We start from the raw sequence: 21,479 nt of genomic DNA on the forward strand, positions 1-21,479 counted from the left end.
CTATGCTGCTCATTTTTAAAGGCTTTGCTTGGCGGCGCCAGCGCTATTCACCCGGCCAGCCCGGCGCTGTTGCCGCAGGGGCGCGCTTTGCCGCAGGTGCCGCCCGGCAAAGGAAGCTGCCGCTTTGCGCGCATCATAGCCTCAACAAAACGCCTCATGCGGGAGTTCGCGCGCAGATTTTGGGCAAACACGAGCGGGCCGCCTTCTCTCATGATTAATCGTTTAATTAAGCGTTGACCGACGCGAAATGCCCTGATTAATCGTTTCACCAAAGAGGACATCATGGCCAGCATCAAGCAGATCGCACAGGATATCGGCGTCTCGAACGCCACCGTCTCGAACGCGCTCTCGGGCAAGGGGCGGGTGTCGAAGGATCTGGTGGCGCGTATTCAGGCGCGCGCGGCAGAGCTCGGTTATCAGCCCAGCAGCGCGGCGCGTGCGCTGAAGACCGGGCAAAGTGGTATCCTCGGCCTTGTCATGCCCGATCTGACCAATCCGCTGTTCCCGCGCATCGCGCAGAACCTCTCGGTTGCCGCCGAGGCGCGTGGCCTTGGCATCCTCATCGCCGACTCCCGTGGCAGCGAGGCGCGGCAGGCCGAAGCCTTGCAACGGTTGATCGGGCGCGGCGTCGACGGGGTGGTGATCGTGCCGCAGAAAGGCACCTCGCCAGAGGCGCCGGGCCTCCCTTCGGTGACGATCAATACGGTCTCGGATCCGCGCAACACCGTCTCGGCCGACCATGCCGGGGGCGGCGCACTGCTGGGTCGGCACATCCGCGATCTGGGCCACCGCCATGTGGTGCTGCTGGGCGGCGACAGCGTGTCGGACGTGCAGCGCGACCGGATGCGCGGCATGACCGAGGGTTTGGGCGAGGGTGCGCGCTTTGAAACCGTGTGGGGTGAGCCGGGTCTGGAAGACCTGCCGGGCCTCGTGCGTCAGGGCGCCACGGCGATCCTTGCAACCTCGGATCTGCTGGCGCTGGCCGCGCTGTCGCATCTGTCGCGCGCCGGGCTTTCGGTGCCCGGTGACGTCAGCCTCACCGGCTTTGACGATCTGCCCTTCGCCACCGCCATGCATCCGGCGCTGACCACCACGGCGCAGGACATGGCAACCATCGCCGAGCGCGCGCTCGAAGTGCTCACCGGCATGATCGCCGGTGGCGCCGCGCCCGCTGCGGGCCATGCGGTGCCCATGCGCCTTGTGACGCGCGCCTCTGCCGCCGCGCCGCACCCTCACAAGATCAACGAAGACCCAACCAAGACCCCGACCAACACGGAGTGACTGCCATGAAGACCTCGCTTTCCATTCTCGCGCTCGCCAGCGCATTCGGCACGGCGGCGCATGCCGCCGACAAAACGCTGACCATCTCGGTCTATTCCTTCGCGCAGGACGAATACAAAGAGGCGCTTTACGATCCCTTCGAGGCGATCTGCGGCTGCGATCTGGTGGTCGAGACTGGCAACAGCGTCGAGCGTATGGCAAAGATCGAAGCCAATGCCGCCGACCCGGTGATCGACATGGCCGTGATCTCGACGCAGGACGCGCTGGCGCTGTCGCGCAAGGGGCTGATCCAGCCGCTCGACAGCAGCAAGCTCAGCAACTTCGACAAGCTCTACGACAGCGCCAAGGATCCGATCGGCGACAACATGGCGGTGGGCTACACCTTCTATGCCAGCTCCATCGTCTACCGCTCGGACCTGGTGGACATCCAAAGCTGGGGCGACCTGCTGGGCGACGAGTTGGCCGGTCAGGTCGCGCTGCCCAACATCACCGGCACGCAGGGTCCGCTCACCGTCATGATGCTGGGCAAGTCGATGGATCGGGAAGGCGATCTCGCGCCGGTGATCTCCGAGATCGGCGCGCATTCCGATGACATCGTGACCTTCTATTCGCGCTCGTCCGAGCTGGTGCAGCTGATGAACCAGCAAGAGGTCATCGCCGCCCCGGTGGGCCGCTTCGCATGGGGCAGCTTCAAGAACGCGGGTCTGCCGTTTGCATGGGCCGAGCCCAAAGAGGGCCAAGCCGGCGGCATGAACGTGATGATCATGACCAAAGACAACGGCAACGAGGACCTGGCCTATCAGTTCATGGACTACTGGCTCTCGACCGAGGTGCAGACCAAGATCGGCGAGATGCTGATCGACAGCCCGGCCAACAAAGAGGTCGAGCTGAGCGAAGAGGCCGCCAGCAACCTCACCTATGGGGCCGAGGTGATCGACGCGCTGAACATCCTGCCGGCGGCAGAGGTGCTCGACAACCGCGAAGGCTGGGTCGAGCAGTGGAACACCGAGGTCATCCAGTAATCCGCGGCACACGGAACGGGGCAGGGCGGCGCGCCGCCTGACCCCGATCCGCTCCCTCACTCCGCACCTCACTCCGCCATGGGCACCGATTGCTCCCCGGTGCCCATGGCCCCTTTCCAGACGGGACCCTTACCCATGTTTCGCAACACGCGCGAAGGGCTGGCATTGGCCCTTCCGGCAGCCATCTTCTCGACGCTGCTCTTCCTCGTGCCGGTGTGCATCCTGCTCTCCGAGGCATTCCGGGCCGAGAGCGGCTGGTCGCTGCAGGGCTATATCGATTTCTTCTCCACGCCGCTCAACCGCACGGTCTTTCTGCGCACGCTGAAACTGGGCGTTCTGGTCGCGGGCACGGCGGCGGTGATCGGCTATGCCGCCGCCTTCTGCATCGTCAACCTTGGCCCCAAGTCGCGCGGCAAAGTGTTCGGCATGGTGGTGCTGCCGCTGATGATCTCGCCCGTGGCCCGGACCTACGCGTGGATCGTCATTCTGGGCCGCACCGGCATCGTCAACGAGGCGATCACCGGGCTGGGCCTGTCGGACACGCCGCTGCGGCTGCTGTTCACCGAGACCGCCGTCTTCCTCGGGTTGCTGCAGCTCTTCCTGCCGCTGATGATCATCAGCCTCGTGTCGGCGATGGAGAACATCCCGCGTGACGTGGTGCCCGCCGCCCGCGTGCTCGGCGCAAGCTGGATCGCCGTCTTCTTCAAGGTGATCCTGCCGCTGACCAAGGAAGGGCTCGTCATCGGCGGCACGCTGGTCTTCACCGGGGCGCTCACCGCCTATATCACCCCGGCGATCCTCGGCGGCTCCAAGGTGCTGATGCTGGAAACGCTGCTCTATCAGCGGGTTAACGTGTCCAACGATTTCGTCTCGGCCAGCGTCATCGCCATGATCCTCATCGTCATGTCCTTCTCGGCGAACCTGCTGCTGAAGCGCATCGCCACCGCCCGGAGCTGACCTCATGAACACCTCCATGCGCCACCTCGCCAACTGGTCGATCCTTGGCCTCACGCTCACCTTCCTGATCGGGCCGTTCCTGATCATCATCCTCGCCGGGGCGTCGGACACCGAATACCTCGCCTTCCCGCCCGAGGGGCTGACCCTGCGCTGGTATCTCAAGGTCTTCACCGTCGAGAGCTTCCGCGCCTCCTTCCTGCTGTCGATGGCGCTGGCGGTCTTCGGCACCCTCGCGGCGCTGCTGCTTGGCGTGCCCGCGGCCTATGCGCTCAACCGTTACGACCTGCCGATGGCCGAGACCGTGCGCACCATCGTCGCCGCGCCGATCATCGTGCCGGGCATCATCGTCGGCCTTGCGCTCCTGCGCTACATGGTGGTGCCCACCGGGGTCACGGTGACGCTGGCGCTTTTCATGGCGCATACCGCGCTGGTGCTGCCCTATGCGGTGCGCGTGGTCAGCTCGTCCATGCACAACCTGCGCGCCGATATGGAAGAGGCCGCCGTGCTGCTCGGCTGCACGCGCCTGCAGGCCTTCACCAAAGTGGTGCTGCCGAACATCCGGGGCGGGGTGCTCGCTGCCTTCATCCTCGGCTTCGTCACCTCCTTCAATCAGGTGCCGGTCTCGCTGTTCCTTTCGGGGCCGGGCGTCCGCACCCTGCCCATCGACATGCTCGCCTATATGGAGATCACCTTCGATCCCTCCGTCGCCGCGCTCTCGGCGCTGCTCGCCTTCATGTCGCTCGCCATCGTCTTCACCGCCGAACGCCTGCTGGGATTCTCTCGCTATGTCTGACGCTTTCGTCCAACTCTCCGACCTCACCCTCAGCTACGGCAAATCGGTCGCCGTGCCGAACCTCGATCTGTCGATCCGCGAGGGCGAACTGATCGCGCTGCTCGGGCCGTCGGGCTGCGGCAAGACCACCACCATGCGCGCCATCGCCGGGCTGCTGTCGCCCACCGGCGGCAGCATCACCATCGACGGGCGCGACGTGACCCGCGTGGCGGCCAACAAGCGCGGCATCGGGCTGGTGTTCCAGAGCTACGCGCTCTTCCCGCACCTCACCGCCTATGAGAACGTCGCCTTCGGCCTGCGCCTGCAGAAGCTGCCCGAGGCCGAGATCAAGCAGCGCACCGAGGAAGGGCTGGCGACCGTCGGCCTCACCGGGTTCGAAAAGCGCAAACCGGCTGAAATGTCGGGCGGCCAGCAGCAGCGCGTGGCGCTGGCGCGCAGCCTTGTCATGCGGCCCAAGGTGCTGCTGCTCGATGAGCCGCTGTCGAACCTCGACGCCCGCCTGCGCCTCGAGATGCGCACGGAATTGCAGCGGGTGCAGAAAGAGACCGGCATCACCATGGTCTTCGTCACCCACGATCAGGCCGAAGCGCTAGCGCTCGCTGACCGCATCGTGCTGATGAAGGACGGCAAGATCGAACAACTCGGCACGCCCTCCGATCTCTATGCGCGCCCGCGGACGGCATTTGCGGCGGAATTCATGGGGTTCGAGAATATCTTTAAAGTAGAAGGCGAGGAGATTGTGACAACCAAAGGGCGGCTTTCGCTGACGTCCCGTCCCGAAGCTCCGATCCTTGCATGGCGCCCGGACGCGGTGACCGTGGGCAGCGGCCCGCATCAGGGCCGCGTCGCCGCCTGCAGCTTTGCAGGCGCGCACCGCGAATATGTCATCGACAGCGCGGTCGGCCCGATCAAGGCCGATGCCGCCATCGACCTGCCCGAGGTGGCCCTGGGCGAGACCATCGCCTTCGACCTGCCGCTCGCCACCGCGCGGGGCCTTGCGGCATGAGCCTCTGGGTCGATACGGATTACGGCTTTGACGATCTCTGGGCGCTGCTGCTGCTGCGCCGCTATGGGGCAGACGTCGAGGGTATCTCGCTGGTCGCCGGGAACTCGCCGCTGCCGCAGGTCATCGCCAATGCGCTCGGCGCGGCGCAGGCCTATGGGTTCGACGCACCGCTGCACGCGGGGGCCGACCGCCCGCTGAAGCGCGAGCCCGAAACCGCACAGGCGATCCTCGGGGATCGCGGCATGGACAGCCGGGGCCGCTTTCTGCCCGATGTGGACGGTCCGCAGCCGCCCGCCGACGCCATCGAGGCGCTGGCGGGCTGGCTGATGCAGGGCGGCCCGCGCGAGGTGCTTGCCCTCGGTCCGCTCACCAATATCGCCCTGCTGGTGCAAGCGCACCCCGAGGCCGCCGCCCGCATCACGCGGCTGGTCTGGATGGGCGGCAGCAACGGGCCGGGCAACCATTCGCCGCTGGCCGAGTTCAACGCGCTCTGCGATCCAGAGGCAGCCGATGTGGTGGCAAGGGCCGGGCCTCCGCTCGAGGTGATCGACCTGATGATCTGCCGTCAGGCCCGCTTTGGCGCCGCCGACATGCCGCAGACCGATCCGCTGACCGCCGACCTTCTCGGCGGCTACCTCGACATCGGCCTCAGCCGGGGCCGCGACGGCATGGCGATCTACGATCCCGTCGCCGCGCTGGCGCTGGTCCGCCCCGAGGCTTTCGACTTCGCGCGCCAGACGCTGCACGTTTCGGTGGCCGAGGATGAAACCTACGGTGCGACGACCTTCACCGCCGACGCGGCGGGGCTGACCCGTCTGCCGACCGCCCCGCGCGAGGACATTGCCCGGCTCTGCCTCGACGCGCTGCGGCAGGAGGATGCGCAATGAGCTTCCCAGCCGATCTCAACGACCCCGATCTGCGCGCCCGCGCGGTGCGCGCCGCGCGCGGCGAGGCGCCTTTCGATCTGCTGATCGAGGGTGGCGAGCTGCTCGACATGGTCACCGGGCGCACGCGCCACGCCGACATCGGCCTTATCGGCCCGCTGATCGCCAGCGTCCACACCCCGGACCCGAGCCGCGACGCCGCGCAGCGCATCAGCGCCCATGGCCAGACCATCGTGCCGGGCTTCATCGACAGCCACATGCATGTGGAAAGCTCGATGATCACCCCGGCGGACTATGCCGCCGCGGTGGTGCCGCGCGGCGTCACGACAGCGCTGTGGGATCCGCATGAGCTGGCCAATGTGGTGGGCGAGGCCGGGCTGGACTACGCCTGCGCCGCCGCCAAAGGCTTGCCGCTGCGCCTGCTGCCGCTGGTGCCGACCTGCGTGCCCTCGGCCCCCGGGTTCGAGGCCAGCGGCGGCGATTTCACCCCCGAGACCGTGGCCCGCTGGCTCAGTCGCAGCGACACCCATGGCGCGGCGGAACTGATGACCATGCAGCCGCTCTTACAGGGCGATCCGCGCGTGTCGGGGATCGTTCAGGCCGGGCTGCAAAGCGGCAAGCGGGTCTGCGGCCACGCCCGTGGCCTTACGGGCGGGGATCTGGCGGGCTTCGCGGCGGCGGGGGTCGAGACCGACCACGAGCTGACCGGAGGGGCGGACCTCATGGCCAAGCTCGAAGCGGGCTTCACCATCGAACTGCGCGGCTCGCATCCGCATCTGCTGCCGGAACTGGCAGAGGCGCTGCTGGAGCTTGGCGAGTTGCCGCAGACGGTCACGCTCTGCACTGACGATATCTTCCCTGACGATCTGGCGGCCAAGGGCGGGCTCGACGGGGTGATCCGGCTGCTGATTTCCTGCGGTCTGCCGCCGCTCTGGGCCTATCGCGCGGCGACGCTCAACGCCGCCAGCCGGATCGGGCGGCCCGATCTCGGCCTTGTCGCGCCGGGACGCCGCGCCGATCTGGTACTGCTGTCGGATGTCGAGGCGGTGACGGCCCGCGCGGTGATCGCAGACGGGCGCCTCGTGGCGGAACGCGGCGAGCTTGCCGAGCCGCCCACCGCTGTGCCCGTGCCCGCGACGCTCGCCCAGACGATGCGTCTGGACCCGATCACGGCAGAGGGTTTCGAGATCCCCGCGCGCGGGCCGCAGGCGCGTATCGCGACGCTGTCGAAACCCCGCTTCCCGGTCTGGGGAGAGCGCCGGGTGGAGGTCGCGAACGGGCGGCTCGTGCTGCCTGACGACATGATCCGCATGGGCATCGTCAACCGCCACGGCGCGGGCACGCCGATGCGCACCGCGTTCCTCGAGAACTGGGGCGACTGGCGCGGCGCGTTTGCCAGCAGCGTCTCGCATGACAGCCACAACCTCACGGTCTTTGGACGAAACCCCGAGGATATGGCCGCCGCCGCCAATGCGGTGCGCGCGGCGGGCGGCGGGCTCGCGGTCGCGGCGAAGGGCAGGGTGCTCAGTTGCCTGCCGCTGCCGGTTGCCGGGCTGATCAGCGAAGCGCCGCTGCCGCAGATGGCGCGCGACTTCGCAGCGCTGCGCGCGACGCTCGATGGCCTGGTGACATGGGAGCCGCCCTTTTTGGTGTTCAAGGCGCTCTTCGGGGCTTCGCTGGTCTGCAACGCCGGTCCAAGGCTGAGCGATCTGGGGCTGGTCGAGGTCTTTGAAGGCACCGTGATGGAAAGCTGCGTGCTCGAAGACGGGCTGGGCTGAGCGCCCGGCCCCAAGTCAGACGTCGCGGTCCTGCGCCAAAGCGTGCAGGGCCGCGCCGCGCGCGCCCGAGCTGTCGCCATGCTGCGCGATGGCGATCTTCGGCGCGCGCATGCTGCCGAGCCGCACCCGCTCCAGCGCCGCCGCGAGCCGCAGCTCGACGCCCGGTATCTGCGACAGGCCGCCCCCCAGCACGATGCAATCCGGATCATGCGTCAGTTGCAGCGTCAGCAGCAATTCGCCCGCCAGATGCGCCCAGATCTGCAGAACCACTTCGGCGGCGCGTTCGCCGTCGCCAGCGCGCTGCGCGAGATCCGCAGGCTCCAGTTCAGCGCCGAGATACTGCCGCGCCAGCCACGACAGGCCGGGACCAGACAGGCAGGTCTCAAAGCAGCCGCGCCGCCCGCAACCACAGTCGCGCAGGGCCAGATCGACGCCCAGCCGGTCGCGCAGTTCCTGCAACGCATGTGAAGGAAGGCCAATGTGGCCAACCTCCAGCGCCGAGCCATTGGCGCGATAGCCCGCACGCCCGTCCTGCGCCAGCCCCGCGCCGATCCCCGTGCCCATGATCAGCCCGATCACCCGCCGCGCCCCGGTGCCCGCGCCGCCGTGGGCCTCGGACAGCGCAAAGGCCTGACAGTCGTTGAGCAGCGGCACCGGGCGCCCCAGCGCCTCGGCCAGCGCGGCGGGCAGGTTCTGGCCGGTGATGGGGATATTCGCGGCAAACCCAAGGCCGCTTTCGGGGTCGATGAGACCGGGCAGGCCGATGCCCACCGGCAGCGCCGCGCCAAGCCCCGAGGTCTCTTCCAGCCAGCGCACCTGCGCCGCCAAAGCCTCTACAAAAGCGGTGAAATCCACTGCAGGGGTCGGCAGGCGGCGGGTCTCCAGCGTCTGCATCTGCGCATCGAAGAGCCGCGCCTCGATCTTGGTGCCGCCAAGGTCGATCCCGCCAGAGGTCGCGCGGGGCATGTCCGCGGGCGCGAGGCGGGGCTGATCTGGCTGCGCGGGCATAGGCTCTCCTTATCGGTCCGGCGTGGTGCGGCCTTTTCTGGCAATGGCATAGAGCCTGTCGCGGCGGCAAACGGCAAGGGGATTGCGCGCAACCGTGCGGCGGGCGCGAGCCATAAAAACGAAAAAGGCCCGCACCTCAATGAGGTGCGGGCCGATCTTCATCTGTGCGTCGCGATCACTTCAGATCGAAGCGGTCGGCGTTCATCACCTTGGTCCATGCCGCCACGAAGGCGGGCAGGAAGGCTTCGGCACCGTCGTCCTGAGCGTAGATCTCGGCATAGGCGCGCAGGATCGAGTTCGAGCCGAACACCAGATCGACGCGGGTCGCGGTCCATTTGGTCTCGCCGGTCTTGCGGTCGCGGATCTCATAGAGGTCCTTGCCCACCGGAACCCACGAATAGGCCATATCCGTCAGGTTGACGAAGAAGTCGGTGGTCAAAGCGCCCGCGCGTTCGGTGAACACGCCGTGCTGGGTGCCGCCGTGGTTGGTGCCCATCGCGCGCATGCCGCCCAGAAGCACGGTCATCTCGTTCGCGGTCAGACCCATGAGTTGCGCCCGGTCGAGCAGCATCTCTTCGGCGGAAACCACGTAGGACTGCTTTTGCCAGTTGCGGAACCCATCGGCGACGGGCTCGAGCGGATCGAAGCTTTCGGCGTCGGTCATCTCGTCGGTCGCGTCACCACGGCCCGGCGCGAAAGGCACCGAGATGTCATAGCCCGCGGCTTTGGCGGCCAGTTCCACACCGGTGTTGCCCGCCAGCACGATGGTGTCCGCAAGGCTCGCACCGGCAGCGCTTGCCAGCGGCTCGAGCACGCTCAGCACGCGCGCCAGACGCTCGGGCTCGTTGCCCGCCCAGTCCTTCTGCGGCGCGAGGCGGATGCGCGCACCATTGGCACCGCCGCGCATGTCAGAGCCGCGGTAGGTGCGGGCGCTGTCCCATGCGGTCGAGACCATATCGGCGACGCTGAGGCCAGAGGCTGCGATCTTTGCCTTGAGACCACCGATGTCGTAGCCGGTTGTCCCCGCGGGGACAGGGTCCTGCCAGATCAGATCTTCGGAGGGCACATCGGGGCCGACGTAGCGGGCTTTCGGGCCCATGTCGCGGTGGGTCAGCTTGAACCAAGCGCGGGCGAAGGTTTCCGAGAAATACTCCGGATCGGCCATGAATTTCTGGCAGATCGCGTTGTAGATCGGGTCGACCTTCATCGCCATGTCGGCGTCGGTCATCATCGGCATGCATTTGATCGAAGCGTCTTCCACGTCGACCGGCATGTCCTCGTCGTTGATCTCGACGGGCTTGTACTGCCAAGCGCCTGCGGGCGATTTGGTCAGTTCCCACTCATGGCCGAAGAGCATCTCGAAGTAGCCCATGTCCCATTGGGTCGGGTTCTTCGTCCACGCGCCTTCGATGCCCGACACCACGGTGTCACGGCCAATGCCGCGGCCTTTGGTGTTCATCCAGCCCATGCCCTGCGAGGTCACATCGGCGGCTTCGGGATCGGCAGAGAGGTCGTCGGCGTTGCCGTTGCCGTGCGACTTGCCGATGGTGTGGCCACCGGCGGTGAGCGCGGCGGTTTCCTCGTCGTTCATCGCCATACGGGCGAAGGTCTCACGCAGATGCGCGGCGGTCTTCACCGGGTCCGGCTGGCCGTTGACGCCCTCGGGGTTCACATAGATGAGGCCCATCTGCACGGCGGCCAGCGGGTTTTCCATGGTCGACGGATCGGCCACATCGTCATAGCGGTTGTCCGACGCGGCGAGCCATTCCTTCTCGGCGCCCCAGTAGACGTCTTTTTCGGGGTGCCAGATGTCTTCGCGACCGAAGGCAAAACCAAAGGTCTTCAGGCCCGCGACCTCATAGGCGATGGTGCCCGAGAGGATCATCAGGTCGGCCCAAGAGATCTTGTTGCCGTATTTCTTTTTGATCGGCCAGAGCAGGCGGCGGCCCTTGTCGGTGTTGACGTTGTCCGGCCAGCTGTTGAGCGGGGCGAAACGCTGGTTGCCGGTGCCGCCGCCGCCACGGCCATCGGCCAGACGGTAGGAGCCTGCGGCGTGCCATGCCACGCGAGCGAACATGCCGACGTAGGAGCCCCAGTCTGCGGGCCACCACTCCTGGCTGTCCTTCATCAGCTGACGGAGGTCGTCTTTCAGCGCCTCGACGTCCAGCTTCTTGAGCTCTTCGCGGTAGTTGAAGTTGGGCGCGAAGGGCTGCGTCTTGCTGTCGTGCTGGTGCAGGATGTCGAGATTGAGGGCGTTCGGCCACCAGCTGGTCACCGAATTGGCGGTCGAGGTCTGACCGCCGTGCATCACCGGGCAGCCGCCCGTGGGTTTCACATCATTTCCGTCCATCTCTGGCTCCGACATTCGCTGGGTTATCTGTTACCGGCGGGGCAGTTGCCGCCGCGCAGGAAAGACCTACATTCGCCGGGCCATAAAAAGAAATCGTAATTTTTTCACATTGCGATAAGGTAAAGCTATCAGCGTTCGCGGCGCGCGTGCGCAGCGGAACCCAATGCGCCGCCGGGTGTTGCCTGTGCATGAACAACCCTGAAAACCCCTCCCGCACCCAACCAGCCCAAAGCGAGGCCCAAAGCGAGGCCATGCATCGCCGCGCCGAAGAACGCTCGGTCCTGAGCGCATCGCGCCTCTCCGCACGTCTGATCTATGAGGTCATCCGCCGCGACGGCGAGGAGGAGCTTAACCGCCCCTCGGTCTCATTGATCTGGTCCGGCCTTGCGGCGGGCATCCTGATCAGCCTGTCGGTGATCGCGCAGGCGGTGCTGAAGGCCTATCTGCCGAAGGCCGACTGGGCGTGGCTGATCGAGTGCTTTGGCTATTCGCTGGGCTTCATCGTGGTGATCTACGGGCGGATGCAGCTGTTCACCGAGAACACGATCACCACGGTGATGCCGGTGGTGGCGCAGCGCTCGGCGACCTGCCTGCGCAAGATGGTGCGGCTCTGGGGCATCGTTCTGGCGGCGAATGTGACCGGGGCCACCATCGCCTCGGCCTTCCTGCTGCTGCCGGGCGTGGTGCCGACCGAACTGGCCGACAGTCTGCTGGCCGTGGCGCGTCACGCGGTCGAGGGCACGGCCTCGGGCAACTTCTTTCGGGCTCTGCCAGCGGGTGTGCTGATCGCGGCGCTGGTCTGGGTGATGCCCGGCGCGCGCGGCAAGTCGCTGCTGATCGTGCTGGCGATGACGTGGCTGCTGGCTGCCGCTGGCTTTGCGCATGTCATCGCGGGCACCGTGGAAGCTGGGCTGCTGGTCTGGCACGGCGAGATCGGTGTCGGCCATGCGCTCTTCCGCTTCTTCCTGCCGGTGCTGGCGGGCAACGTCGCGGGCGGCACGGCGATCTTCACGCTGGTCACATGGGGGCAGGTGAAGAACGAGGTCGCACAGGCCGATGAGGGCGGGCAGGAGATCGGCCTGCCCTCCGGCACCCGGCGCGCTTAGGTCTTGGGCGCGGGGTTGGGCGCAGGTTTGGGCGCGGGCTGATCCGGCGATGCGCCGCTCTGGTGGATGCGGAAGTTCCACGCGATCACCGCGTTGAGCACCGCCGCCCCAAGCGCCGAGTAGAGGATCAGATCCAGCGGCAGCACGAAAAGCGCCACGCCAAAGACCACCGCGTCAAAGCACATCTGGAACCAGCCGGTGCGGAAGCCCGTGCGCTCTTCGACGATGAGCGCAAGCACGCCCAGACCGCCCGCCGAGGCGTTGTGGCGGAAGAGGGCGATGAGCCCCGCGCCCGCCGTGGCTCCGGCAAGGATCGCCGCCAGAAGTGGCGGCAGGCGCTCGAAGCTGATCCAGCTCTCCAGCAGCGGCGTGGTCACCGAGATGCCGACCACCGCCACCAGCGTGCGCAGGGTGAAGACCTTGCCGCGACGCTGCCATGACAGCCACAGGAACGGCAGGCTCACCACGAGGAAGATCACCCCGAAATCCACCGGCAGCAGATAGCTCAGCAGCACCGAAGCCCCCGCCGTCTGCCCGGTGATCAGCCCGCAGGCCTTGAGGAAGACCACGCCGAGGCTGGCCATCAGGATGCCAAAGGCCAGGCCCTGTGCATCATAGAGCGAGATCGGGGAGCGGAGTTTCATCGGGGCAGGGGTCCGGGCTGGGGAACAGGGGAATGCGGGCCTCTTGCCCCCCTTCGCGCGTCATCGCAAGCCGCAGATCAACCGGCGGGCGGAATTTCCGTGTCTGCCGTCGCGTATCGCGCTGCGAGATCCGGCTAGATCCGGCGCGCGGGCGACAGGGCACGGGTCAGTTCGTCCTCGCCGCCCTCCAGCGCCGTGGCCAGCACATCTGCGGTTGTCGGGCCAAGGGTGAAGCCCTGATGCCCATGGCCAAAGTGGAACCACATCCCCGGATGGCGCGGCGCAGCGCCAACCAGCGGCAGCATGTCGGGCATACAGGGGCGGGTGCCGGACCATTGCGGCTCGGTGATCCGCGGCCCGATCTGCAGCATGTCCCCCAGCGCGCGGCGTCCTCGCTCTAGCTGGCGCAGATCGGCGGGCGCATCATGGGCCACAAGCGCGGCACCGGTGGCAATGCGCAGCCCGGTCTGCATGGGCGAGGCGACGACGCCATTGTCCATATCGACGATCGGGCGGCGCGGAGCCTGATCGGTCTGAAAGTGCCGGTGGTAGCCGCGCTTGAGCACCATGGGGATGCGATAGCCGAAACGGCGCAAAAGCCGCGGCGCCCAAGGGCCGAGGGCGATCACCACATGCTGTGCGGCAAGCGGCCCATCCGCGGTGGCGACCGTCCAGCCGGAGCCGTCTTGCGCAAGGCTTTCCGCGTCGCCGCCAAGGATCCGCCCGCCGCGCCGCTCGAAGAGCGCCGCATAGGCCGCGACGAGCCCGCCGGGAGAGCTGCAGCTCCATGTGTCGGACCACAGAAGCACGCCCGCAGGCTCGGCCTGCAGGGCCGGATCCTCGCGGCGGTAGCTGGCGCCGTCGAAGGTGCAAAAACGCGGGCCGTAGCGTGCCGCGATGCGCTCGGCGTCCGTGGCATCGCGTTCAAAAGCGCGGGGGTCGCGGTAGATCTGCGCCATGCCGTCGCGGGCGATGAGGTTGTCACAGCCCGCCGCCTCGATCAGCGGCTGGTGATCCTGCGCCGCGCGGCTGGTGAGCCGGGCGTAGGTCTGCGACAGCGCCGCGTGGCGGGAGGGGGCGGAGTTGCGGAAATAGGACCAGAGCGCGGGCGCCATCCCCGCGAGGCCACGCAGCGACCATGTCAGATCGTTGCTGCGCCCGGTCATCATGGCGAGGATCACCCGCGGGTCGCGCGGCATGGCGTAGGGTTCGGCGGCCTCGGTCTGGATCACACCGGCATTGCCAAAGGAGGTCTCGCGTCCCGGCGCGCTGCGATCCAGCAGCTGCACCGCATGGCCGCGCGCCTGCAGCGCCAGCGCCGTGGAGACGCCGACCATGCCAGCGCCAAGCACGAGAATTTCCGCCATAGTCCTGCTCCGCCTATGGAAATTGGCCAAGGCGGCGCCTGCGCCGCACTGCCTGCAAGCTGTAGCGTGCGCGGTGCCGCGCGAAAAGCGCCTCGGGCGCGAGGGCCGCTCTGCATGGCGCATTGAGCACGGTCACAGGGGCCGTGGTGGCGCAAAAACGGGCAGGGCTGGTAGGGCCTCAGGCGCGGGGACGGCGGCCCGGTCCATTGGGCCGGCTCAGCACGAAGATCGCCGCCCCCCCCATGCAGACCAGCTGGATCAGCAGAACACGCCCCGGTAGCTCGAGAAACACGCTCAGCAGGAAGGCCGCGCTCATCATGCCCACCGCCATGGCCTTGTGCCGCGGCGCGATGGCGCCATTGGCGCGCCAGTCGGCGATCATCGGGCCAAAGCGCGGGTGTGACTGCAAATAATCATGCAGCCGCGGCGAACTGCGTGAGAAGGCGAAGGCCGCAAGAAGCACCAGCGGCGTCGTGGGCAGCACCGGCAGCACGATGCCGATGATCCCGGTCACCAGCGAAATGGACCCAAGCGCCAGCCACAGCAGGCGCAGCCCGCCGGTGGCAGTGCGCGGATGATGCGGGTGAGGATCAGGCTTGGTCATCGCGGCGTGCCGATTGCAAAACGCCCTTCAGGGCCGTGCCTTGCAAGATAGGCCAAAACGGCGGCGATTCAAAAGGGCGCGCGCAGCAATAGCACGCGCCATTTCCGTCTTGGCGTCCGCAGCCGGGGAAGGGGAAAGGGGGCCCGGCTGCGGACCCCCGGGGCTTAGAGGGAGGGCGGAAATGCCCCGGTACCCAAGGTCAATCGGTTTGGCTCACCGTCTGGATCACTGTCTGGTTCACTGGCGGACGATCTCGGCCTTCAGCGAATAGGTGATCATCAGAACATCCTTGCGGGTCTGCTCGTCGATGCCATGGGCTTCGAGCGTCGCCATGATATCGTCAATCGCAGCCATATATTCGTCGTCGCCGATGTTCATACCGCGATGCGCCTCGGGCATGTTGCGCCCGGTGTACTCTTCCGGCCCACCGCTGCCCGCGCCGAAGAAATCGCACAGGTGGCTCTTGGCGGTGTCCATCTCCTGCGGCATGTCGCGATAGGGCAGGAAACGGGCGCTGATCACCGGGTTCTTCATATGCGCCTCGATGACATCATCCACCAGCGCGGCAATGCCGCTCTTGGCGCCGAGCCGTTGGTACAGGGTCTTCTCCATCGCATCATCCTCCGATCTTTGCTGCCGGTTGATCTTTCCGGTGGCTGGCGGCAGGCGCCGCAGCGGGCGCCTGCCAAGGTCTCACTGCGCGGCGGCAGCCGCTTCCTGAGGCTGGATATTGTGGTTGACCCGGAAGAGGTTCGACGGATCATAGCGCGCCTTCACCTCGCGCAGCCGGGCGAGATTGTCGCCATAGGCCTCTCCCAGCCGGTCCGGCTCGTCGTCGGGCATGAAGTTGACATAGACGCTTGGCGCCGCGCCCGCCGCGGTGGCGTCAAAGAGCGCGCGGGCCCATGCGATGCAGGCGCCATCTTGGTCGGCGCTGTCCCAGCGGGTGTGGACATTCATCGTGAAATGGCTGTCGCGCTGCGGGAAGGCCGTGGCATTTGGTGCGACACGCGCCATGGCACCGCCGACATGCGCGATGAAGACCTCGCACTGCGGATCGGGCAGCGTTTTAACCGCCCTTAGAATGGCCGAGATCGTCGCATCTTCGAGGGTCAGGAAGTCGCGGCTTTTCCAATAGTTGTGGGCTCCGGGGGTGAGCAGCGGATCGAAGGCGGCCTGCCAGCCGACAAAGGGATGCGGGCCGATGACATCGACGATCGGGCTGCCGAGCGCGCGCAGCTCGCGCATCGCGCTCTCGCCCTCGCTCATGTCTCCGGAATAGCAGGCGGCAAAGATCAGCACCTCGCGGCCATGCCAGTCCTCGGGCAAAAAGGGCAGGGGCGGCGCTTTGCGCAGCACCGACCAGATGGTCAACTCGTCCGGTGCTTTGGCGCAGAGCTCGCGGAACTTCGGCAAAAGGTCTTCCGCAGCATCGAGCGGATGGATGACCAGCCCCGACAGCACCTCGGGCCCCACCGGATGCAGGCGGAACTCGAAGGAACTCACCACGCCGAAATTGCCGCCGCCACCGCGGATCGCCCAAAAGAGATCGGGGTTTTCCGTCTCGGAGGCTCTCAGGATAGCGCCATCGGCGGTGACCACTTCGGCGGAAAGAAGGTTGTCGATGGTCATGCCGTATTTGCGGGTGATCCAGCCGAAACCACCGCCCAGCGTCAGGCCAGAGATCCCGGTGGTGGAATTCACGCCAACCGGCAGCGCAAGGCCGTGGAGCTGCGTCTCACGGTCCACATCGCCGAGGATGGCTCCGGGTCCGACCTGCGCGCTGCGCGCCGCAGGGTCCACGGTCACCGAGCGCATCAGCGACAGATCGAGCATCAGCGTGCCGTCTTCGACCGCGAGCCCGGCGATCTGGTGGCCGCCGGCGCGCACCGACATGCGCAGGCCGTTGCTGCGGGCGAAATTCACCGCGGCCTGAATGTCGGATGTCCCAAGCGCACGGATCACCAGCGCGGGCTTGCGGCGGTGCATCGCGTTCCAGACCTCGCTGGCCTCGGCATAGCCGGGCTCTCCTTCAAGCGCGGTGCCGCCTCGGAGCGCGGCGTCGAGCGCGGCGTGGGCTTCTGCGGTGATCTTCTGTTTCGAGCCGTTGAGGCCGTTGAGTTCAATCCCTGCTGACATGATGTCCTCCGCTTTGCTTGGGGGCGTGCGACCGGAATGTCGCTCTGCCGCCGAAGAATGCGCCGCCCGTCCGGAACGGCTGTCCCAAAGCATGGCGGGTCGGACTGAGGCCAACCAGTGGCGGAACTGGACCAGCAGGTCCAGATCCTGGACTGGATGCAAATTTTCGGATGTGAGCTATACTCTTCTCACCGAGCGAGGAAGGGAGGGGCTCATGTCAAATGCCAGCTATTTCCAGTTCTGTCCGGTGGCCATGGCTGCCGAAATTCTCTGTACGCGGTGGACCATGGTGCTGGTCCGAGAACTCGTCGCGGGCTCGACCCGGTTCAACGATCTCAGGCGCGGCGTGCCGCGCATGTCGCGCTCGCTGCTGGCGCAGAGGCTGCGGGAACTGGAGGCTGCGGACATCGTTGAGCGGCGCCCGGTGCCCGGAACCCAGCACGTCGATTATCTGCTGACACCGGCGGGGAAGGATTTGCTTTCGATCGTCGAAGCCTTTGGCATCTGGGGCCAGAAATGGGTGAAATCCGAGCCGTCGCTCGAGCGGCTCGACGTGTCGCTGCTGATGTGGGACATGCGCCGCAATCTCGATCCCAGCCCATTGCCGCCACGCCGGACGGTGCTGAATTTCCGTTTTCCTGATCTGCCGCAATCCAAGCGCGCGTGGTGGCTGATCGTCGAGCCAAACGGCGCGGTCGACCTGTGTCTGGCCGATCCCGGCTTCGAGGTCGATCTGTTCGTGACCACCGATCTGCGCACGATGACCGAGATCTGGATGGGTCTTGCAACGGCGCGGCAGGCCGCCGAGAGAATGCAACTGGACGGCAATCGCGCGGTGGCTGAGACCATGCAGCAATGGCTTGGCCTGAGCCCATTCGCGGCGCAAAAGAAATTGGTCTCCTGAAAGGGCCGCGCATGTGGCACCAAGTACTTGAGCGCAATGAAGGAGAGTAGCGGCGCCATATTACGCGCATGGCGCGTAATTTCCCTTAATGGAAGAGTAGCTATATATTGGCTCTCGTTTATTGAGAGTTCGGTCTGCCAACTGCGGGCGCCAAGGGTTTTTGTAAGAGATCACGCCAGCGGGCGGGCCTCGCCAAAAGTGAATCCCTGAAACGTATAAGTAAGATTATGTTAATTAAGTACTGCGCGACCGGAAGGCTTTGCTGGGCGCGCGCAGATCGCCTCAGTCCGCGGCTTGCCCGTGGCTTTTCTTCTTAACCTGTTGCGCAGGAGCTTTTTCGGGCTTTTCAAGGTGTTCGTCCTTGGTTCGACTGCCCAGCACGACAAAGAGCGTAATGATGATAATGGCAGGAAAGCCGAGATAGGCCAGCAGCACGACAAGCAGGCTCGCGTCTGAAAGCCACAGGATGATCCCGCCGACGACCCCGAAGAGACCGATGAGGCACGCTATGACAAAGCCGCCTCCGGCGCCGACGCGGCGCGGGGTCTCCTTGTTTTGGTCGTTGCCTGTCATACTCTACTCCCCCTCCCTGAAAAGCAGATGAAGATGCCGATATTACGGAAAAACCACGCCGTTGATACTGATAATTTCGGCTCCAACTCCGGAAACATACGGCAATTCATATTCGTAAAAAAGGCAAAATTGTGCAGCCCGGAATTCGTAAAAGGCATTTCGACAGAAATCCTAACAGCTGGCGGCGGTTTTTACCGCCCGGACTGTGAGGCAGCAACATACGCCGCACCACGATTTGCTCGCGTCTGATCCGACCTTCAAGGCGTCATCCGCCAAAGCTGCTGCGTCCGCCGCCGGTGCGACCGAAGCCGCCGCGCGAGGCGACGCTGGCGCGGGTCATCGGCGCTTTGCCTGCGGTGGTCGGCGGTTTCGAGAACATGCTGGTGCCCAGCTTTGCGCGGCCCGAATTGCTCGAATAGGTGCTGGCGCCGGTGGCATTGGTGAAGCGCCCGTCGGGGGTGCGATACAGCGGCTGCGCGGCCGCCATGCCGGAACGCCCGCCGAGCATATTGCCGATCAGATAGCCCGCCAGCAGCGGCATGAAGATACCGCCAGAGCCGCCCTGAACCTGCTGTGCCTCGCTGTCACAGGCGCCTTCGCCATGCTGCTCTTCGCAGACCTGCAGGCTGTCATAGCGCGGCGCGGATTCCACATGCAGCGTCTCGGCGTCCTGAAAAGCGGTCTCGCAATCTTGCGCCGAGAACATGCCGCCGTTGATCGCGGCGCTGCGGCAACTTTCCAGATCGGGAAAGGCCTGCGCGTCCACCTGCTCTTCGCGGCAGCCCGCAAGGCTGAACGAGGCGGCGCCGACGATCGCCAGCGCGACGGTTCTGGAACGTTTTCTCATCGGTGTCTCTCCCGGTCGTCTGGATAAATCAGTCTCTAATGAAATGCGGCTTGAAGCGCGACAAATCCTGCGTGATCCGTGCGCGGTCCTCGCGAACGCCGATGCCAGCGCAGGTCTCGCCAATCACCCATGCGCCGATCACCGGGCGGAAGCCCTCAAAGACCGGCAGCGGCTGGTAGGCCTGCACCACACGCGCGTGGTTTTCATAGCCGCCATCGGGCGCCGCTTCGAGGAGCGCGCCGTTTTCGGTGATCCGCACCGAAGCGCCCTCGCGCGAGAAGATCGGCTTGCTCACATGGCCTGCCTGCAGCGCCTCTGCAGCGCGAGAGATCAGCGGGTCGTTCACTGTGTCCCCAGCCAGCGCGCCGCTCACCTCATCCTCAAAGAAGGCGGGCAGCAGGTTCGGATGGCCCTCGAACATCCGCCACAGCACGGGCAGCAGCCCCTTGTTCGACAGCACCGATTTCCACGCGGGCTCCAGCATCAGGCAACCGGCGGTGCGCAGGTGCTTGGCATAGTCGTCCTGCAGCAGATCTTCCCAAGGATAGAGCTTGAAGAGCGTGCCGATCACCCGGTCTTCGGCGTCGAGGAACTGCCCCTCGGTGCTGACGCCGAGCTTTTCGAGATCGCTGTAATGCGCGCCAAGCTCCGCCTCGCGCGCCGCCCAGCCCATGGTCTCGACCGTGCCGTAATCCTCGGCATTGCCACCGGCGGCGGTGAAATGCAGATCGGTGCCCGGCTCGAACAGCGCACGGAAGCGCTCGACCAGCGCCTCATGGATGCCGTTGAACTGGTCGTCACCGTCGCGCAGCACGCCCGCTTTGATCTGGTCTTCGAGCCAGAGCCATTGGAACGACGCGCTCTCGTAAAGCGAGGTCGGCGTATCGGCGTTATATTCCAGCAGCTTCGCAGGCCCCTGCCCGTCATAGGCGAAATCGAAGCGGCCATAGATCTCGGGATCACCGCGCTGCCAGCTTTCGGCCACAAGGTCCCAATGCTCGGCGGGAATGCCGAGCCGGGTCATCAGCTCTTCGCTTGCCGTGATCGCAGCGGCGGCCTCGCGGCACATGCCATGCAGTTCGGTTGAGGGATCCTCAAGATCATCCTCGATCTGGCGCAGCGTGAAGCGATAGGCCGACGTTTCGTCCCAATAGGGCTCGCCATGCATGTCAGCAAAGCTGAAGCCCAGTTCTTCGGCCTTGTCGCGCCATCCGGCGCGCTCGGGCAGATTGATCTTTTCCATCGCCTCCTCGGGGTCCGTCTTCGCCCTCCCCTTGCCAGAGATGGTGGGGGAACTGAAGGGCGGATCGGCCGGTCGAGTGTATATAGGCGCGCACGCTGGAAATTGAATTGCCGAAGGTGCCGCCGCGCCCAGGTGACGCAGCGGCACTTCGCATGGTTTATTCGGGCCGTTCCATCAGCCGCAGCACGGTCACCCCGGCGGCATTGGTCAGGCTAAGCCGGTTGCCGTTGCGCAGATAGCCCGATGCCTGCTCGAGCGCGGCGACCATGTCCTGATCAAGCTTCATGCGCGGCTCCGGGCAGGCCCGGCGGGTGCCCGCGAAGGGCTGCACGAAGCTGATCGTTCCGGCGCCGATCTCGGCTCGGCCCGAAAAGCGATTGCAGCCGCCGTACATGGAGAACCTGCCGTCCTCGTCAAAGGCGATGCTGGGCGGATCCTCGGTCACCAGAAGCCGACCGCCAATTTCAGAGGCCGCCCATTCGACGCCAGTGATGCGCACCGGCGCGGCTGCGGGGTCGCTTGGTGCATTTTCAGACGTCTCGGCAGCGGGCACCGGCGCGATCTGTTCAAGCGTGATCTCGGGACGTTCGGGCGCATCGCGGGTCAGCGCGGAAAAGGCGGTGGTGGTGCGCAGGACCGTGGTGGTGCCCGAGGCGACCTTGCCCGAGACGACATAGCTCATGCGCGGGTCGATTTGCGCGGCGTCATAGGGCAGCCGGATCTGCACCGGCAGCGTCTCGATACGATAGCTGCGCTCGGCGATCACGATGGACGGCGCATCGGCCCGCGACACGTCGAGCAGCGAGACCTCGAGCAGCGCCTCGGGCGGCAGCGTGGCCCCCTCGGCGAGATGGACCACCACGGGAAGCTCGGCGGTGTCGGCCATCAGCGGCGCTCCTCCAAAGGCCAGCAGCAGGCTGGCGAGGCCAAGACGGCGGGCCAGCCCTTGCAAAGATGTCATGTGATACCTCTC

Annotated in this window: 22 protein-coding genes; 9 read left to right on the forward strand and 13 right to left on the reverse strand. The window is 66.1% G+C overall.

Annotated features, from left to right (window positions below):
* Positions 1 to 47: 47 nt before the first annotated feature.
* The gene (locus tag ACXAD2_RS25520) at positions 48 to 293 is read right to left on the reverse strand and encodes a hypothetical protein (RefSeq protein ID WP_475176849.1); all 246 of its coding nucleotides are present in this window, start codon (positions 291 to 293) and stop codon (positions 48 to 50) included.
* Here ACXAD2_RS25520 and ACXAD2_RS25525 point away from each other — a divergent pair.
* The 7 genes from ACXAD2_RS25525 to ACXAD2_RS25555 all read left to right on the forward strand — a co-directional run bounded on the left by ACXAD2_RS25525 (position 283) and on the right by ACXAD2_RS25555 (position 7,721).
* On the forward strand, positions 283 to 1,281 hold the full coding sequence (locus ACXAD2_RS25525; RefSeq protein WP_475176852.1) for a LacI family DNA-binding transcriptional regulator: 999 nt from the start codon (positions 283 to 285) through the stop codon (positions 1,279 to 1,281). The genes ACXAD2_RS25520 and ACXAD2_RS25525 overlap by 11 nt on opposite strands.
* 5 nt (positions 1,282 to 1,286) lie before the next feature.
* On the forward strand, positions 1,287 to 2,303 hold the full coding sequence (locus ACXAD2_RS25530; RefSeq protein ID WP_475176854.1) for an ABC transporter substrate-binding protein: 1,017 nt from the start codon (positions 1,287 to 1,289) through the stop codon (positions 2,301 to 2,303).
* A 135-nt stretch (positions 2,304 to 2,438) separates the two neighbouring features.
* Positions 2,439 to 3,260: an ABC transporter permease gene (locus ACXAD2_RS25535; RefSeq protein ID WP_066109964.1), complete on the forward strand. Its 822-nt coding sequence runs from the start codon at positions 2,439 to 2,441 to the stop codon at positions 3,258 to 3,260.
* Between the two features lie 4 nt (positions 3,261 to 3,264).
* A complete protein-coding gene (locus tag ACXAD2_RS25540) occupies positions 3,265 to 4,053 on the forward strand; it encodes an ABC transporter permease (RefSeq protein WP_203595350.1) in 789 nt (262 codons plus the stop codon).
* Positions 4,046 to 5,059 carry an ABC transporter ATP-binding protein gene (locus ACXAD2_RS25545; protein ID WP_475176858.1) on the forward strand — a complete coding sequence of 338 codons (1,014 nt, stop codon included), beginning with the start codon at positions 4,046 to 4,048 and terminating at the stop codon, positions 5,057 to 5,059. The genes ACXAD2_RS25540 and ACXAD2_RS25545 overlap by 8 nt, the downstream gene beginning before the upstream one ends.
* Positions 5,056 to 5,946, forward strand: coding sequence for a nucleoside hydrolase (locus ACXAD2_RS25550; protein WP_475176859.1), 891 nt, complete (start codon positions 5,056 to 5,058; stop codon positions 5,944 to 5,946). Before ACXAD2_RS25545 ends, ACXAD2_RS25550 begins: the two co-directional genes overlap by 4 nt.
* Entirely contained in the window at positions 5,943 to 7,721 is a 1,779-nt protein-coding gene (locus tag ACXAD2_RS25555; protein ID WP_475176862.1) for an adenine deaminase, read from the forward strand. The genes ACXAD2_RS25550 and ACXAD2_RS25555 overlap by 4 nt, the downstream gene beginning before the upstream one ends.
* 15 nt (positions 7,722 to 7,736) lie before the next feature.
* Here the strand turns inward: ACXAD2_RS25555 and ACXAD2_RS25560 are convergent, their stop codons facing one another.
* The 3 genes from ACXAD2_RS25560 to katG are packed head-to-tail and all read right to left on the reverse strand — an operon-like array spanning position 7,737 to position 11,079.
* Positions 7,737 to 8,729 carry an ROK family protein gene (locus tag ACXAD2_RS25560; protein ID WP_475176864.1) on the reverse strand — a complete coding sequence of 331 codons (993 nt, stop codon included), beginning with the start codon at positions 8,727 to 8,729 and terminating at the stop codon, positions 7,737 to 7,739.
* Positions 8,730 to 8,738: 9 nt separating this feature from the next.
* Entirely contained in the window at positions 8,739 to 8,891 is a 153-nt protein-coding gene (locus ACXAD2_RS25565; protein ID WP_475176865.1) for a hypothetical protein, read from the reverse strand.
* A 13-nt stretch (positions 8,892 to 8,904) separates the two neighbouring features.
* Positions 8,905 to 11,079, reverse strand: coding sequence for a catalase/peroxidase HPI (gene katG, locus ACXAD2_RS25570; protein WP_475176868.1), 2,175 nt, complete (start codon positions 11,077 to 11,079; stop codon positions 8,905 to 8,907).
* 251 nt (positions 11,080 to 11,330) lie between these two features.
* Between katG and ACXAD2_RS25575 the strand changes: the two genes are divergently transcribed.
* The gene (locus tag ACXAD2_RS25575) at positions 11,331 to 12,185 is read left to right on the forward strand and encodes a formate/nitrite transporter family protein (RefSeq protein ID WP_475176870.1); all 855 of its coding nucleotides are present in this window, start codon (positions 11,331 to 11,333) and stop codon (positions 12,183 to 12,185) included.
* Here ACXAD2_RS25575 and ACXAD2_RS25580 read toward each other — a convergent pair.
* From ACXAD2_RS25580 to ACXAD2_RS25600, 5 genes are all read right to left on the reverse strand, one after another.
* Complete coding sequence (locus ACXAD2_RS25580) at positions 12,182 to 12,829, reverse strand: YitT family protein (RefSeq protein WP_475176873.1); 648 nt, start codon at positions 12,827 to 12,829, stop codon at positions 12,182 to 12,184. The genes ACXAD2_RS25575 and ACXAD2_RS25580 overlap by 4 nt on opposite strands.
* Positions 12,830 to 12,963: 134 nt before the next feature.
* Positions 12,964 to 14,196 (reverse strand): NAD(P)/FAD-dependent oxidoreductase, encoded by a 1,233-nt coding sequence (locus tag ACXAD2_RS25585; protein ID WP_475176874.1) that lies wholly within the window; start codon positions 14,194 to 14,196, stop codon positions 12,964 to 12,966.
* Between the two features lie 178 nt (positions 14,197 to 14,374).
* Positions 14,375 to 14,800 carry a YbaN family protein gene (locus ACXAD2_RS25590; RefSeq protein ID WP_475176878.1) on the reverse strand — a complete coding sequence of 142 codons (426 nt, stop codon included), beginning with the start codon at positions 14,798 to 14,800 and terminating at the stop codon, positions 14,375 to 14,377.
* Between the two features lie 237 nt (positions 14,801 to 15,037).
* Positions 15,038 to 15,412 carry a group I truncated hemoglobin gene (locus ACXAD2_RS25595; RefSeq protein WP_475176880.1) on the reverse strand — a complete coding sequence of 125 codons (375 nt, stop codon included), beginning with the start codon at positions 15,410 to 15,412 and terminating at the stop codon, positions 15,038 to 15,040.
* Positions 15,413 to 15,493: 81 nt separating this feature from the next.
* A complete protein-coding gene (locus ACXAD2_RS25600) occupies positions 15,494 to 16,939 on the reverse strand; it encodes an FAD-binding oxidoreductase (protein WP_475176882.1) in 1,446 nt (481 codons plus the stop codon).
* Positions 16,940 to 17,153: 214 nt separating this feature from the next.
* Between ACXAD2_RS25600 and ACXAD2_RS25605 the strand changes: the two genes are divergently transcribed.
* Positions 17,154 to 17,843, forward strand: coding sequence for a winged helix-turn-helix transcriptional regulator (locus ACXAD2_RS25605; RefSeq protein WP_066109991.1), 690 nt, complete (start codon positions 17,154 to 17,156; stop codon positions 17,841 to 17,843).
* A gap of 282 nt (positions 17,844 to 18,125) precedes the next feature.
* On the opposite strand, the gene ACXAD2_RS25610 is transcribed toward ACXAD2_RS25605, so the two are convergent.
* The 4 genes from ACXAD2_RS25610 to ACXAD2_RS25625 all read right to left on the reverse strand — a co-directional run bounded on the left by ACXAD2_RS25610 (position 18,126) and on the right by ACXAD2_RS25625 (position 21,467).
* A complete protein-coding gene (locus tag ACXAD2_RS25610; RefSeq protein ID WP_475176885.1) occupies positions 18,126 to 18,416 on the reverse strand; it encodes a hypothetical protein in 291 nt (96 codons plus the stop codon).
* A 265-nt stretch (positions 18,417 to 18,681) separates the two neighbouring features.
* A complete protein-coding gene (locus ACXAD2_RS25615) occupies positions 18,682 to 19,263 on the reverse strand; it encodes a DUF1190 domain-containing protein (protein ID WP_066109999.1) in 582 nt (193 codons plus the stop codon).
* Between the two features lie 28 nt (positions 19,264 to 19,291).
* Positions 19,292 to 20,506: a glutathionylspermidine synthase family protein gene (locus ACXAD2_RS25620; protein WP_475176892.1), complete on the reverse strand. Its 1,215-nt coding sequence runs from the start codon at positions 20,504 to 20,506 to the stop codon at positions 19,292 to 19,294.
* Positions 20,507 to 20,663: 157 nt separating this feature from the next.
* On the reverse strand, positions 20,664 to 21,467 hold the full coding sequence (locus ACXAD2_RS25625) for an META domain-containing protein (protein WP_475176894.1): 804 nt from the start codon (positions 21,465 to 21,467) through the stop codon (positions 20,664 to 20,666).
* Positions 21,468 to 21,479 lie beyond the last annotated feature (12 nt).

It is taken from the genome of Salipiger sp. ABN3_019 (assembly GCF_056158605.1).

Excerpts from the sequence above, each read along its gene's own strand:
- ACXAD2_RS25525 (WP_475176852.1), top strand. The coding sequence starts at position 283 with ATGGCCAGCATCAAGCAGATCGCACAGGATATCGGCGTCTCGAACGCC.
- ACXAD2_RS25520 (WP_475176849.1), bottom strand. The coding sequence starts at position 293 with ATGCTGGCCATGATGTCCTCTTTGGTGAAACGATTAATCAGGGCATTT.
- ACXAD2_RS25530 (WP_475176854.1), top strand. The coding sequence starts at position 1,287 with ATGAAGACCTCGCTTTCCATTCTCGCGCTCGCCAGCGCATTCGGCACG.
- ACXAD2_RS25535 (WP_066109964.1), top strand. The coding sequence starts at position 2,439 with ATGTTTCGCAACACGCGCGAAGGGCTGGCATTGGCCCTTCCGGCAGCC.
- ACXAD2_RS25540 (WP_203595350.1), top strand. The coding sequence starts at position 3,265 with ATGAACACCTCCATGCGCCACCTCGCCAACTGGTCGATCCTTGGCCTC.
- ACXAD2_RS25545 (WP_475176858.1), top strand. The coding sequence starts at position 4,046 with ATGTCTGACGCTTTCGTCCAACTCTCCGACCTCACCCTCAGCTACGGC.
- ACXAD2_RS25550 (WP_475176859.1), top strand. The coding sequence starts at position 5,056 with ATGAGCCTCTGGGTCGATACGGATTACGGCTTTGACGATCTCTGGGCG.
- ACXAD2_RS25555 (WP_475176862.1), top strand. The coding sequence starts at position 5,943 with ATGAGCTTCCCAGCCGATCTCAACGACCCCGATCTGCGCGCCCGCGCG.
- ACXAD2_RS25560 (WP_475176864.1), bottom strand. The coding sequence starts at position 8,729 with ATGCCCGCGCAGCCAGATCAGCCCCGCCTCGCGCCCGCGGACATGCCC.
- ACXAD2_RS25565 (WP_475176865.1), bottom strand. The coding sequence starts at position 8,891 with ATGAAGATCGGCCCGCACCTCATTGAGGTGCGGGCCTTTTTCGTTTTT.
- katG (WP_475176868.1), bottom strand. The coding sequence starts at position 11,079 with ATGGACGGAAATGATGTGAAACCCACGGGCGGCTGCCCGGTGATGCAC.
- ACXAD2_RS25575 (WP_475176870.1), top strand. The coding sequence starts at position 11,331 with ATGCATCGCCGCGCCGAAGAACGCTCGGTCCTGAGCGCATCGCGCCTC.
- ACXAD2_RS25580 (WP_475176873.1), bottom strand. The coding sequence starts at position 12,829 with ATGAAACTCCGCTCCCCGATCTCGCTCTATGATGCACAGGGCCTGGCC.
- ACXAD2_RS25585 (WP_475176874.1), bottom strand. The coding sequence starts at position 14,196 with ATGGCGGAAATTCTCGTGCTTGGCGCTGGCATGGTCGGCGTCTCCACG.
- ACXAD2_RS25590 (WP_475176878.1), bottom strand. The coding sequence starts at position 14,800 with ATGACCAAGCCTGATCCTCACCCGCATCATCCGCGCACTGCCACCGGC.
- ACXAD2_RS25595 (WP_475176880.1), bottom strand. The coding sequence starts at position 15,412 with ATGGAGAAGACCCTGTACCAACGGCTCGGCGCCAAGAGCGGCATTGCC.
- ACXAD2_RS25600 (WP_475176882.1), bottom strand. The coding sequence starts at position 16,939 with ATGTCAGCAGGGATTGAACTCAACGGCCTCAACGGCTCGAAACAGAAG.
- ACXAD2_RS25605 (WP_066109991.1), top strand. The coding sequence starts at position 17,154 with ATGTCAAATGCCAGCTATTTCCAGTTCTGTCCGGTGGCCATGGCTGCC.
- ACXAD2_RS25610 (WP_475176885.1), bottom strand. The coding sequence starts at position 18,416 with ATGACAGGCAACGACCAAAACAAGGAGACCCCGCGCCGCGTCGGCGCC.
- ACXAD2_RS25615 (WP_066109999.1), bottom strand. The coding sequence starts at position 19,263 with ATGAGAAAACGTTCCAGAACCGTCGCGCTGGCGATCGTCGGCGCCGCC.
- ACXAD2_RS25620 (WP_475176892.1), bottom strand. The coding sequence starts at position 20,506 with ATGGAAAAGATCAATCTGCCCGAGCGCGCCGGATGGCGCGACAAGGCC.
- ACXAD2_RS25625 (WP_475176894.1), bottom strand. The coding sequence starts at position 21,467 with ATGACATCTTTGCAAGGGCTGGCCCGCCGTCTTGGCCTCGCCAGCCTG.